Source organism: Spiroplasma endosymbiont of Monopis laevigella (genome assembly GCF_964019975.1).
Taxonomy (GTDB): domain Bacteria; phylum Bacillota_I; class Bacilli_A; order Mycoplasmatales; family VBWQ01; genus Spiroplasma_E; species Spiroplasma_E ixodetis_A.
Genome location: NZ_OZ026473.1, coordinates 1,213,973 through 1,228,064, shown reverse-complemented (window position 1 = coordinate 1,228,064; position 14,092 = coordinate 1,213,973). Strand labels below are relative to the sequence as shown.

Here is a 14,092-nt window from a genome sequence, read left to right as displayed (position 1 = left end):
TTTGGGAGCGTACCGATGTTGTCAATAATATTCAAATTTGTCTTTAAATTATAAGATTAGACGAGAATCAATATGCAATTGTATGTTAATCTTAACACTTGTAAAATATTAGTCAACAATAATACTTACTTTTATAACTCAAAAATTCTTATTAAATTTTACTTTAATAAGTTTTATTTTATTTTTAGTTATCTTTAAATTGAAATGGTTAATTTATAATAATTGTATTGCTGTATTTATTTGATAACATTTAAAATTAACCATTTTGGTATACATATCAATGTTATAAGTTCTATCACCAATCATATGCTTTAAAATTTGTTTAATATTAGTTTCAGTAAAGCAACCAATATTTTCAACTAATGCTTGATTTAATACGCCATCTTTTGCATTAACAAAATAACCAACTTTTAATTTTTTATATTGTAAAGTCAATGATTGTAAAAAATCAATTAATTCATAATATTGACCTTTGGAAAATAAATTTATTGCATTTTGATAGTGTAATTTAGCAATTTTATTTTTTCTTCTTCCAGCCATTATGCCAAGAAATAAAACATGAAAAGCATGGAATTTATCTAAAATAAATTTAGCATTTAAAATTGTAGCAGTTTTTCTAATTCATTTTGCACTATCTCCACAAACTATTAAATTTGCTTGGTCAAAATTTTCAAAAAATAAATTACCATATTTTTCAATTAATTTGGCAGTTTTTTCAGCACCAATTTCTGTTTTTGATACTCTAATTTTACATACAGCTCTTTTATTAATTAATTTTCCATTCTTCTTTTTACCAGTACAAAATACTAATAATCTCATTGAACATTTTTTACAATTTTTAGTATTATGTTTTTCATTAAACTTAAATTTTCTATGTCCATCATCAATATTTACATATAAATTTTGATATGGTTGTAATGGTATTTTGAGGATATTGGCTTTTGGTAATTGAAACTTTTTATATGTTCTACAAACTGTACTATTACTTATTAAACCTTCAATAAAAGTATCACAAACATCATGATACTTTTTACCATCTGCAAAATATTTCAAAATTTGTTTAATAACATTAGGTGCAAGTTTACTATATTTTTTAACACCAAGATAATTATCTAACAATGAAAGAAATTCCATTTTTTGTGTTTTTGGGTTATAATATGTACAAATACGTCGTTTATAAGTTAATAAACCTTTTTTTGTTTTTAATTTTCTTTTTCTAAATCTATATGACTTATATACAGATTTATCACATGCATTTCATAAATAATCATCTATTTTTTTAAATAATTCTTCTGTTTGTTGTAAATTTAATTCATCTTGATTAAAATTGTGTTTGTCTCAATCAAAATGATTTACAAATGGTAATATAAACATTTTTAATGTTCCTTTCAAAATTTTATTTGTTAATAATTTAAGTTTAATTTTTTTTAAAAATAAGGAGTAAATATGGCTTTTATCACTAGTTATGTACAATTAAATAAAAAATATAATCTTAATTTTAGTGATAATAATTATGGTTTTAGTTGGGATATTTTTAAAGAATTTGTTGGTGATGAATGAGCAGAATATTTTACTACCAATTGTTTTTATCGTTTTGTACCAACAGCACGTGGAACAAGAAAAACTTGAAATTGTTTAGCATTTGATTTATTTATATGTTGTAATTTTAGTGATAGTAGTGTTCAAGAAGTAAGAAGATATGAAAATACTCATAGTGAAACTACAATTGGTGCTTTAATGAATGTTTGTCAAGTTTTATTAGATACATATAATATTAATTTATTACCTAATAATCCACATGGTATTAAATGAAAAATAACTAAGGATGGTGGATGTATTATTTTTCCTAATAATCAACAAATTGACTTTATTGGTTATGCTAATGGTAATAAGATTTTTGGAAAAGAAGCCGGTGGTTCAAGTTTTTTAGGTTCAAGAACAGATGAAATTATTATGGCAGAAGAAAAAGAAACACTAACAGAAAAGCAATTAACATATCGATATGAACGTTTACAAAACTCTATGTTTAGAAGTAATCGTATTAAAGTATCAAAAGAACCTATTAAAGAATGAAGTTGAACGTTTATTGATAAAAATATATATAGTCCTAATTTTGGAAAAAAAATTACTCGCTATTTTTATAAAAGTTTCTTTATTACTTTTACATGTAATCCTTATGATAAATATCATCCATTTTATTTAAAATACTGTACGCCATTTTTACCATTAAATGATAAAGTGATGGAAAATCTTAAAAAAAATGGCAAAATTTATTATGAAAATCAAGATATGTTTAGTGGTTTAGGTTTATTTGTTTTAAGATTTACTATTCAACCATTTTGAAATAAATTACCAGATATTCAAAAAAGAACATTATTAGAAATGAAAAAAAGTAATCCTGATGAATTTAATACTGTTTTTTATGGTTTTGAATTTTTAGATAGTGATGCAACAATTTTCCCATTTCAAAAAACTGTAAAGTGCTGACAACCATATGATTTAAAAGAATTTTATAATTCAAAAAAAGATATGTATAAATTTGATTTTTATTCAGTTGGTGTGGATTGAGCAACTGGTCATAAAGACCATACTGTATTTATAGTAGTGGGTTTTAAAGAATATAATAATACTGGTTATTATGATGCTTATATTATTTGTGAATTAGTAGTTACTCCAAATGATTTTATAAATGAAAATGAAAAAATTAATGCTTATGTTAATGAAATTTTAGGATTAATTGATAATTTTGAAAATTTTGAACAAGCAATTTATTTTTATGATGATAAAGCACGAACTGCCATTGATTGATTAAATCAAAAATTAATAGATGAACATAATACTATTTTAATCACACAAACTGCTATTAAACATGCTTCAAATTTAAATCAAGAAGCAGGATTAACTAATAGAGTAGTTTGAATGAGAAACATTATGAGTTATGGAAACTTTTATGCAAATAAAGATGATTTACCAAAGACTACTCAATGTTTAGAAGAATTACGTTATGACCAAACCAAAACTAACATTCCTGATAAAAATATGTATCAAGACCCGTATGATGGATTATTTTATGCATTGTATCCATATAAAAATGTAATTAGGGGTAAAAATAATGCTACTGTGAAAAAAAGCATCTTCACATTTGCCATATAATAAACAACTACAATATCATTAATAGTATAGGTATCACAAAATAAACGCCTTTTATTTAGGCGTTATTTTGCGTTTAAAAACGTACTTGTAAAAATAATCAAAAATAGTACAGTTTATAAGTAAAATCAAGGAAAAAAGGAGTAATTTAATATGAAAACATGAATAAAAGCAAATTTAAGTAAAATAACATTAGCATTAGCACTAACTGGTGCTACAACTGGAACAATAGGATTAATCATGGGAGGTGCTTACCCATAATCTTAGTGGACTTAAATATTATTTAAATTCATATAAAAAACCTATAATGGGTGTTCAGAAAATATGAATGTCTGACATTCATGGTATTTCAGTTTCTATAAAAAGTGAATTTAAAATATACTTTGCTGATAATCCTAAAAAAACAAAATTTTATAATGGTGGAGATACTATTGAAAGAATAGATATACCATGAGATGGCAATTATCCATATGGTTATTTTAATAAATAACATTTAAATTTCTAAATTAATATAAGAAATATTTTCATTATATTTGTCAAATAAATTAATATTAGTTAAGTTTATTTCTTGTTTGTCAGTTATTAAAATTAAATAATAATTACCAGCACCAAATATTCCACTAATTTCAATCCGATTTAAATTATTAATTGGATTTTTAATTTGCAATTCAAATTCATTTTTATTATCAATTTGTAATATCTCTTCATAAAATTCTAATTTAGAAAATAATTGAGATTTATTTGAACCATATAAATTTAAAGCATTCTCAATTTTATTGTTACTAATAATTACTCTTGTAAAGTATTTTCCATATTCGCCATTTCCTAATGTTCAATCTGCTGGAATTAATGACGGAATATTATTGCTTTCTAATTCATTTGTAATAGATAATCAATTAAATTGATTATCATCAAGTTTAAATAATTCATTTTGACTAATATCATTATTTTTTAATTTAATATTATTCATATCTGTAAAATCAAAATATTCAGATTTTAGTATTACTTTTACATCTTTATATTTTCAACTATTATCCTTATTAGAATGTATAGGATTTGATTTTAATTCAAAATAATAAGGTAATAAAATTTTATTATCATCATTTAGACCTTTATTTATTGATAATGTTGAATAAATATACTTTGATAACATAATAAATACTTGTTTAAATATTTTAACTTGTTGCAAATTTATGTAATTTGGATAATCAAGTTCTCATTTTCTAAATAAATTAGTAATAACTTCATCAGGTTTTTGACCTGAGAATTTATCACGTAATTTTGCTATTTCATTTTTATCATCATAATCTGCGCCATCAAAATTACGATTATAATTATAGGTATAACTTAGCATATCTAATAATAATTGTTGTAAGCTATCAATAGTTGGTGCATCTTTAATTTCAATTTCAATATCATTAAATTTATTATTAGTTGCAATATAACTATAAAATTGACTTTCACCTACAAAATCTCAAACTTCTTTATCCTTTAATTCTTTTTGACTTTTTAATGGTCATTTACCACCTAAAACATTACTAAACTCATATCCTAATCAAGCATGAGTTATTCTTGCATTATTAATAACTTCTCTTCTTGTTACAGAACCACTACTAATTTTAATTAAATCTAAAACTGATTTTTCTTGTCCGATAAATTGTTTTGCTAAATTTCAAGGTAATATTTGCTCACTAAATCATTGTTGTAAAATTCTAACTTTTGGTTGAGTTTCAATAGGCATTGATAACAGCGGAAATGCTATCTTATTTTTAACAAATAACTTTGGGTATACTTCCATATTGTCAACTTCACCAAGTACCTTTATATTGCCAAAAATCATGCTTCTAGGGGCTTTAATTTTTAAACCAGTAACTTTTGTATCTTTATCTAATGGTTTTTGTAATTTAATAATGATTGGATAACCATCTCTTGTTTTAAAATCTTTAATTTTAATAATAGTTATACTTTTAGTACTTCTAGTTTTTGGATTTTGATAAGGTTGTGAATAATTATTAATTATATATAAATTATCAATATTATTTTCAGTTAAAGGTTCATTTATACTAACTGCACATAACTTAAATTGATTTAATAAATTTATTTCTTGAAATATTAAATTTTTAATATCAGTCATACTATATTCAATTGTATTATCATTAATATTAGTACTTGCTCTTTGATTTAATTGCATAGTAAAATCAGATGTTTCAACAGCAGTAGTTTTTAATACTTTATCAATATCAATAAAACCTATTTTAATAGTATTTGCTGAAAATTTTAAACTATTATTTTCATTATTTTTAAATAAACGTTCAATTTCATAAATATATATCGTTCTTTTTTTAAATTCATCATATGCTCTATTAATATCTGGGTCACTAGTAGCACGCATCATATTAGTAAAGTCATAAGGAATGTTATCAATTAAATAATCATTTTCTACTTCTGCTTGATTAAGTTTAGTTTGTTTCTGTGGAAATTTCGTTTGTGGTTTGTTGTTGTTTTCCATTGTTCTCTCCTATTAATTGGTTATTTTCGGGATTAAATAATTTTAATTTAACTGTTAAATTATTAATTTCTTGATCATCATTAATATTAAATGTTTTACTATTTAATAAATCTTTATCTACACTTACTAATATTTGAATAAATTTAAGAATATCAATATTAAATTGTCATAATTTTTGTTCAATATAATTAATAGTTGAAATATTTACTGCTGTACTTTCGGGAACTGATTGTTGTGCTGATTTCTTTTGACTTGGTATATGAATACCACAACGTTTAAATATTTCATTAACATTTCAATCATATATATCAGTTAAATTTTTACCTTTAAAATTACTATTTGTCATATTGATATTTTCGTTTTGTTCATTATTATCTCCACCGCTTTTAAATATGTAATTTTTAGTAACTAATGTTCTTACTGCGTCTTCTATTAAAGATTGAACATTGCCATAAGTTTGACTAAATATAAATTTAGGTGAGTTTAAAATAGTATCTAAAACAATTTGTTCATAAATAACATCTAATGCTTTAATTTTATCCATTACTTTATTACAATCTGCTAGCTCATTTGCTTTATTTCTCATAATTGCTATTGGTATATAGTTAATATTTAGTGTTTGTTCTTGTGCTAAATTAGGGTTATTAATGAATGATTTAAAATCTAATGGAAATTGTTTTTTATTATCACTAATACTATAAATTGCACGATTAATAGTTATTTGTTCATTATTTAATGTATAAACTTCAAATAATCTTACCATTTGTGCATTTTGTTCATAACTATCATAAAAAATAGTACATTCAATTAATTTACCAGTAATATCATAAACTCTTTGTTGTATATCTACTACTTGAAAATATAAGTCATCATTAGCAATATAAATTAAATAAGCACTAATTCCTAATTTACTTAATTTAAAAATTGAATTTCAATTTTTTCTGTAAAATTCTTGTTGAATTAAATATTGTTTAATAGTTTCATTATTAATATCTAATGGAGCATTATATAAATTAGCATTATTTTCTGCTACAAAATCAGTGAAATAAGTTTCATGGTTAAAATCATTAAAACCAAAATAATTTAAAATTGAAGCATGAGTACTTTTATTTTTATTAGTTAAAAATTTTACTTTTTCATTTTGATTATCACTAATATTACTTTTTTCATTTCTTTTAAATAGACTTAACATAATATTCACCACCTTTTTTTAAAATATTTGATTAATTTTTAATACAATTTTTATAATAATAAATATAATTAAACCTGCTGTTGCTGATGATAAAATTACTCCTATTAAACCTAAAATAATTTTTATAATTTTAAAAAACATAATATTATTCCTGTAATTCTTCTAATTTTTTAAAAATATAATCTCTACCCATACCCCGCATTATTCTATTATTATAAATATTAATTTCAGTATCCGCATTAACATTATTATTTGATATTCATAAACTACTTTTTAAAACATTTGTATCTAATTGATAATAAAAATTAATTATTTGTCAACTATAATTTTTATTATTTTCTTTACTAGTATAATCACCAAAACTATAATATATTCTATAATGTGTTTTATCTTTAAATATATATTCTATATGTGTAATATTATTTTTATCTACTACGACTTTACCTACTTCTTTTCAATTTGAACCACTTGGACTGGGTTGTGGTTGTTTTTCTAATATTTCATTAATTGCTTGTAATAATTTTTTATTTTGAGTTTTTAATAATTTATATTCATTATTTTCTAATAAATCTTTACAAAGTAATGAATTTTCTTCATCATTTAATGCAATTTCATTTGTTTCAGTATTATATTTAAAATAATCATTTGAAAATTTTTTATCTTTTATTTTTTCTTTTAATTCATTAATAGCACCGGCAATAGTTTTATCAGTAGTTTCTAAATTAGGAATTTCTGCACTAATAGCATTTATTTGAAATGCAATAGGAAATTGTGATTTTACATCTTCTAATTTTTTATCTACTTCTTCTTTTTTATAATAATCAGATAAATTAGGAATTTTATTATTGATTTCATTAATTGCAGGAACTATTTGTTTAGAAACTTTTTGTAAAGCATCATCATTGATATTTTGCTTTTTATCTAATAAATTATTAGTTTCTAGTTTTGTGTAATAATCATGTTCAGTACTTTCTTCTGTTATAAATTCAGTTGGTGTATCTATTCCTTGATATTGATATATTTCTTGTATATCACCAATTAAATTAATTTTTCCACGTTCAGGATAGGAATTACCTCCACCACTAAATTTTTTATTTCTATTGTCATAGTAAATAGTTCCAATATTTAAAATATTTTCATTTTGTATTTGTTCTTTATAAGTCATGGAATCAACATTTAACAATTCAAATTCATGAAAAATATTATTTAAATAAATTTTAATTATTTTATAAAATTTCATAAAGTTATTTTCTGTTGAATAGTGATAACTGATTTTAATAAAATATCATTTCAACATTTCTATATTATTATTTTCAACTTTTTTTCATAAAGGACTAGTTTCAATATTAAATCAATTATTTTTGATATCATCAATGTTTTCATTTGTTTTAGTTAATTCACTATTTAATTTGGTAATTTCATTTTCATTAGTAGTAATTCGTTTTTGTTGTTTAGCAGAAAAATCACAAGTTGGTGCATGAGTAAAATCACCAATTTGCGGATTATTTTGTAATGCTTCTGGTGGTAATGTTCCAATTTCATCTGGTCAATCTAAAATCATTGTTTCAGTTTCTTTATCATAACCAGTTGCAACATAACCTTTATTAACAAATTTACTAATAGGACCTCTATATATTTCATTTTCATTATCATCAACTAAATCATCATATAATTTAATTTGTTTTAATAATGTAAATTCTTTTTGTTCTTTAATTAATTCATCAACTTGATTTCTAGTATAAAATGCTTTTAAGTCAATTTTTTCAACATCTATTTCATCATTATTATAACTTGAAAATATTTGTTTTAATTCTGTTAATCTTGCCCATATTTTCATTCTACTAGGTGCTAAATCTCAAACATTAATTGTAGGAGTACTATTTGCACTAAATTGATTACCATTATTAAATTGAATAGTAGCATCAACATTAAATTCAATTGGTGTACGATTAAATACTCAATGTTCAACCATAACATAAACCATATCTCTTAATGTTTCTTTAATTAATTCATCTTTAAAACTATCAAAAGGAAATTTAGATAAAATAAAATCAAGATAAGCATTAATATCATTTTGCGCGCGAATAGCAAAAGTTATAAATCAATCATTAATATTTGATCATGTTTGTATATATTGTTGTGGAGTTTCTGTAATTTTTCCAGTTAATGGATATCAGTTATTATAATTTTCAAGACTGACATCAGTTCAAAGTTTATTAATCATAATTTATCATTCCTTAAAAAATGCTTGTTTATAATGATGAGTATGTTTTTTTGTTTTTTTATGTGTTATATGTTCAATTTCTTTTTGTATTTTATTTTTTTCTTACTTTTTGTTACAACTTGACTATATGCAAACTTTTCTAAATGATGTAATAATCCAGTACCAAATAAAGTATTAACACTAAATTTTAAACCAACATTTTTAAATGATTTGTTAATATTTTCAATAGGATTATTAATAACATTTACTACTTTATGATAAGTTCTAATAGTTCTAAATATTTCTCTATATACTTTAAAACTATCTCTAATTACTTGTTGCACCACTGGTGGAGCAAATGCTATTGCTTTTAATCATTTATTTTGATTAACTCCATAACCAATGTATCAACCACTATATCAACGATATCAATGGAATGGATGTATTTGAGTAACAAAAGTTTTTGCTTTAAGAATACTATCAACAACTGTAATTGGGTTATATTTAGGATTGCGATGATAAATAGTAATTGCACATTTATCTAATGACAAAGGTTGAATTTTACAACCCATAAATACTGGTGAATTTAATGGAATTAATTGTGCGTGTTTAATTGCTCTTTTTTCTGCACTAGTAAATAAATCAGTTGCTTTTTCTTTTAATTTCTGAATTTTTTCAAATACTTGTTTTTCTAACTTTTCAAATTTTTCTTGTAATTTATATATACTTTCTCGTATTTTTTCAAAATATGGTGTATCTTTTCAAAATTTATTTAAACCTTTTTTTAAATAAAATCTAATATCAAAATATTTAAAAGTTTGATTTGCTTTTAAAACAAGTTGATGAATAACATTATTTTTAAAATTAAATTTAATAGCATTAGCACGAATTTTTTGTAAATCTAAAATTAAAGTTTTTCCATATCTATTTTCTGTATGTATTGTATGAACTAAATTTAATCAATCATGTTGATTCATTTTTAATACTTCTTTTAAATCAGTATTAAATTTTTTTAAAAAGTTATTTGCTTTTTCAATATCTTTAATTTTAAATTTAGGAGTTAATTGTGGACTTAATTTTATTAATGTATTTTGTAATAATAAGTGTTCCATTAATTTTTCTGTTTCTAGTTTTTGAAAATTATTCTTATATTGTCTTTCAGCAACATATCCTAAATCTCGTAATACTGTTTCACGATTAGGAGTAAAACTATACTTCATTAAATAACGTTTATTACCAATAATTTTATCTGTTAAAATTTCTTTTCCACTTACTTGACTAATAATTTCTTGTAAGTTTTTTGCTTCTTTAATACCAACTTGTTCTAATGTTTTAGTTTTTTGTGCTAACTTAATAAATTTAGTTGTACGATAACCACGACTAATTTTATTAAGTCCAGCAAATGCTGGTAATATATTAAAAAAAGTATTTAATGGTGTTACATTTCCTTTTAAATAATCATAAACTTGATTAATAGTAAAATCAGTTAAAAATTCTACACCAACAGCACTAATACTAGCAATTAAATCACTTGCACCTAATCCAAGTGCTAAATCTTCACTTAAACCACCAGTAAAAGGAGCAAGTGCTACTGCTATAACTTGTACACCAATCATTTCTAAAATTTCTCATCATAAACTTTTATGTTCTTGTTGTTGACTAATTCTGGTATGTTTGGGTTTATTTATTTTTAAGAGTGTGGCTGTATTTGCTGTACCAATAGGCATAATTAATGTCCTTATTATTTAAGAGTTATTTTTATAGGATTTGTTGAACCTTGATAATTTGCATCATTAATATCTGCAGTAATAATTACATATAAATCTCCTGCTTTTTGATTTTGATTACTTACATCAGTTTTGCCTTGTGCATCACTAAAATATTTAATATTTGCATGTACTAAATCTAATGCTGGATTCAAACCAGTAATTTCTCTTGCATTTTTTATTGCTGTATCTAGTAATTGATTTTTTCTATTCGTATTAGCAGTAATATCAGTTGTTAAAATTGTAAGTTTACTACTTAAATCTGTTTTAGTAATAATTCCACATAGCATTCAACGTGATGTTGTTTCTTTTTTTGACATATAAGGAATTGATTGACCTAGTACTTCACCACCAACTTTATATGCTCTACCAAGTTTGCCATCAGCAATTTCTTGAACATAAACAATTGTTTGTTGTAACATATATCTTTTCATTGCTCTTGGTGTTGCTAAAATAAAAGGTATAATTTGTTTTTTATTTTCACTATCAGTAAATGTCATATAATCATCCATTACAATTTGACATAATACACCTTTTATATATAAATCATTACCATTTAATCTTAGTTGTTGAGCAATTTGGTTATCTGTAATTAAACCTTTATTATTAGCCAAATAAACAATAGTATCATAAAGATTATTTGTAATAAAGAAACGACAATTTGCACTATTTCTTAATTGAAATAAAGTATTTCAAGCAGATAACATTGCCTGTATATGCCCTGTTGGTGATGTGTCACTAATTATTACTTTAGTTCCGTTATCGCTAATTACTTGTATATCATCAGTTGCTAATTTATCTGCTAAATCATTAGCGACTTCATATTGCATACTTTCTAATAAATTTTGTCCATTTTCAGCATTTAAGTCAACTGCTGCAATAGTTTCACCAGCAACATATAATTTTTCAATTATTTTTGGAATAGTATCAGTTTGTGCATAAGTTACATCTATTCTTTGACTTTTATCATTTCATGCAATAACTTTAATTGATGGGTCTTTCGGAACTTTAATAATAAATTCTATTTTAGTAGAATTAACTATTTCAATAGGAAAAAAGTTTGCTCATGGACTATTTGATTGTTTGAAAAATTCAATAAATTCTGGTGCTTCAACTAGTTTTTCTGTATTATTTAAGTTTGTTTGAATATTAATTGCCATTTTTATTTTCCTTTCTGTTATAAATTATTTTTCTTTTTATAATCCAATAAACTACTTTTTATTGAATTCGATTGATTTGTTAATATTGTTTCTTGTTTACCACCTGTATTAATTGGTTCTTTAAATACTGGTTGTTCTTTAATCATTTTTTTAATAGTGTCTTCTACTTTTGAATTTTCTATATTACTTGTTTTAAATTTTAAAAAATCATAAAATTCTTTTTTAACTTGATATTTTTTAAATATATTAAGCATTTCTTTTTCTTTAATTTCTTCATTAAGTTTATTTAACTTATTTTCTAATTCAACAATCTTAGTTTCTTGTTCTTTTTGCAAATCATTATTTTCAGTTAAAGGTTCAGTTGTTTCTTGAACATTAGTTTCATTTTCTAACATTTACATTACACCTTTATTTATTAATTTTTTCATTTAATTTTGCTAATTTTTTTTTATGTTTTATTACTTTATTATTTGCTCGAACATGTTTTGGAGTTGTAATAAATCGTTTAAATCAAACAATTAATTCTCTGCAAATTAATGTTCCTACACTTGTTCCAATAATGATTAATTCATGCAATAATTCTTTCATTTCAATATTTTCCTTTCAATTATTTATTTTTTAATTATTCGTCAAATTGACCACCATTAATTCTTTCAACCATTGACTGATAATTACTTATAATAGTTACTAATAAAGAAATTTCTTTATTTAATTGTTCCATCCTTTCTTTATGTATTTTTATTTCGTGATTATAATATTCAATTAATTTTTCTTTATTCATAAATTACTCACCTCCTTTATAAACTGTCATAATATGTAGTTGGTCTATATACTGGTGATATTCTATCTACAACATCATTAATTAATCTTGCATTTTCACTAGTAAATGTTGTTTCTTGCATTTCTTCAACATGATTAGTTGTTTCCATTGGTAGTAAATTATGGATAATTTCAGATGCACCAGCAATAATAGTCGGAACTGCATAAGCATTCATAAAATCATTATTAATACCCATAGCAACACCACTACTAATCAAACAACCACCAGTTGCCATATTTGCTATTTTACGTATAGTTTCAAATTTACTTGGTATTAATTCTGTAATTCCAGCAACCAAATTTGCAATACCATATGAATTTAAAGATATATAAGTATCTCAATCCATTAAAGATTGGTCATTAACATTATTATTAGTTACTGATAATGTTAATGCTGGTCATGGCGGAGTTTCTGTAGTGGTTGTAGTTGGGGTGATAGGATTTATTGTTTCAGTAAATTTACTATAATTTGCTAAACCAATTGTTCCTAATCCTAATGCTATTTTTTTACTTGAATTTAATAGTTTACTTTTTAAATTTGGCATTTGATTTAAATTTCATATATCAATTCCTAATTTTTTAGAAAATAATAAAGCATTTATACTACCTAATATTGGATTACCAATAAGTTGACCATAGTATGCAGAAGTTCCTATCATACCAAATAATGGACTTGCTCCAGTTCTTATTAATTTTAATAAATTGTAATTACTTGATTGTACAGTTATGTCATTTGGCATTTTCTTCTACTTCTTCTACTTTCTGTTTAATAAAAAATTCTATTCAACCTTGATAATTAAAGTTATCTCCAACTAAAATTGCAGTATTAGCATGTGGTTGAGAAACAATTAAATATTTAGCAATAACATTGGGATATTTTCATAAAATCAATGCTTTTATATCATTACTATCTGTTAAATCTTTGGGATTTGGTGAAAATATTTCTATTTTATCTTCACCAAATAAATCTTTTAATTTAATCATTATCAAATTCTCCATTTTCAATTCTTTCTTTTAAAGAAAAGACATATTCTGTATAAGTTCTATGTGGATTTTTATCATTTATAATTTCATCGATATCTAAAATTAATTTTTCTTTATATTCATTAATATATTTTTGGGCAATTTTTCTTCTTATATTTTCAACTTTTATCATATGTTTATCACAAAAATATCTTACTTGAACATTATCTTTATCTAATTTTGTTGGTAAATTATTACAATTTGTTATATGTTTACCAAGTTCATTAACTTCACTAAAACAACATGGTATATTTTCTTTATTCATTATCA

14 protein-coding genes are annotated in these 14,092 nt (G+C 23.0%); 2 read left to right on the top strand and 12 right to left on the bottom strand.

The features are described from left to right. Positions 1-213: 213 nt before the first annotated feature. Positions 214-1,374, bottom strand: a complete 1,161-nt coding sequence (locus tag AACK94_RS06585) for an Mbov_0401 family ICE element transposase-like protein (protein WP_338975594.1) — start codon at positions 1,372-1,374, stop codon at positions 214-216. Between the two features lie 72 nt (positions 1,375-1,446). On the opposite strand from AACK94_RS06585, the gene AACK94_RS06580 reads away from it, so the two are divergent. Both AACK94_RS06580 and AACK94_RS06575 read left to right on the top strand, forming a co-directional pair. After that, positions 1,447-3,153, top strand: coding sequence for a hypothetical protein (locus tag AACK94_RS06580; protein ID WP_338975593.1), 1,707 nt, complete (start codon positions 1,447-1,449; stop codon positions 3,151-3,153). Between the two features lie 244 nt (positions 3,154-3,397). Continuing rightward, entirely contained in the window at positions 3,398-3,640 is a 243-nt protein-coding gene (locus AACK94_RS06575) for a hypothetical protein (protein WP_281749131.1), read from the top strand. A 3-nt stretch (positions 3,641-3,643) separates the two neighbouring features. Here the strand turns inward: AACK94_RS06575 and AACK94_RS06570 are convergent, their stop codons facing one another. The 11 genes from AACK94_RS06570 to AACK94_RS06520 all read right to left on the bottom strand — a co-directional run bounded on the left by AACK94_RS06570 (position 3,644) and on the right by AACK94_RS06520 (position 14,087). Continuing rightward, positions 3,644-5,659, bottom strand: a complete 2,016-nt coding sequence (locus AACK94_RS06570) for a hypothetical protein (protein WP_338975552.1) — start codon at positions 5,657-5,659, stop codon at positions 3,644-3,646. Further along, positions 5,610-6,851 carry a hypothetical protein gene (locus tag AACK94_RS06565; protein WP_338975591.1) on the bottom strand — a complete coding sequence of 414 codons (1,242 nt, stop codon included), beginning with the start codon at positions 6,849-6,851 and terminating at the stop codon, positions 5,610-5,612. Before AACK94_RS06565 ends, AACK94_RS06570 begins: the two co-directional genes overlap by 50 nt. Positions 6,852-6,996: 145 nt before the next feature. Then, a complete protein-coding gene (locus AACK94_RS06560) occupies positions 6,997-9,075 on the bottom strand; it encodes a hypothetical protein (RefSeq protein ID WP_338975590.1) in 2,079 nt (692 codons plus the stop codon). A gap of 65 nt (positions 9,076-9,140) precedes the next feature. Further along, entirely contained in the window at positions 9,141-10,781 is a 1,641-nt protein-coding gene (locus tag AACK94_RS06555; protein ID WP_338975589.1) for a hypothetical protein, read from the bottom strand. Positions 10,782-10,795: 14 nt separating this feature from the next. Then, entirely contained in the window at positions 10,796-11,980 is a 1,185-nt protein-coding gene (locus AACK94_RS06550; protein ID WP_338975556.1) for a hypothetical protein, read from the bottom strand. Between the two features lie 17 nt (positions 11,981-11,997). Further along, on the bottom strand, positions 11,998-12,375 hold the full coding sequence (locus AACK94_RS06545; RefSeq protein WP_338975557.1) for a hypothetical protein: 378 nt from the start codon (positions 12,373-12,375) through the stop codon (positions 11,998-12,000). A 13-nt stretch (positions 12,376-12,388) separates the two neighbouring features. Then, positions 12,389-12,568 (bottom strand): hypothetical protein, encoded by a 180-nt coding sequence (locus AACK94_RS06540; protein WP_338975558.1) that lies wholly within the window; start codon positions 12,566-12,568, stop codon positions 12,389-12,391. Between the two features lie 34 nt (positions 12,569-12,602). Further along, positions 12,603-12,761, bottom strand: coding sequence for a hypothetical protein (locus AACK94_RS06535; RefSeq protein WP_174480523.1), 159 nt, complete (start codon positions 12,759-12,761; stop codon positions 12,603-12,605). Positions 12,762-12,777: 16 nt separating this feature from the next. Beyond that, positions 12,778-13,539, bottom strand: a complete 762-nt coding sequence (locus AACK94_RS06530) for a hypothetical protein (protein ID WP_338975559.1) — start codon at positions 13,537-13,539, stop codon at positions 12,778-12,780. Further along, positions 13,508-13,783 carry a hypothetical protein gene (locus AACK94_RS06525; protein ID WP_338975588.1) on the bottom strand — a complete coding sequence of 92 codons (276 nt, stop codon included), beginning with the start codon at positions 13,781-13,783 and terminating at the stop codon, positions 13,508-13,510. The genes AACK94_RS06530 and AACK94_RS06525 overlap by 32 nt, the downstream gene beginning before the upstream one ends. Further along, a complete protein-coding gene (locus AACK94_RS06520; RefSeq protein ID WP_338975561.1) occupies positions 13,776-14,087 on the bottom strand; it encodes a hypothetical protein in 312 nt (103 codons plus the stop codon). The genes AACK94_RS06525 and AACK94_RS06520 overlap by 8 nt, the downstream gene beginning before the upstream one ends. Positions 14,088-14,092: the final 5 nt, after the last annotated feature.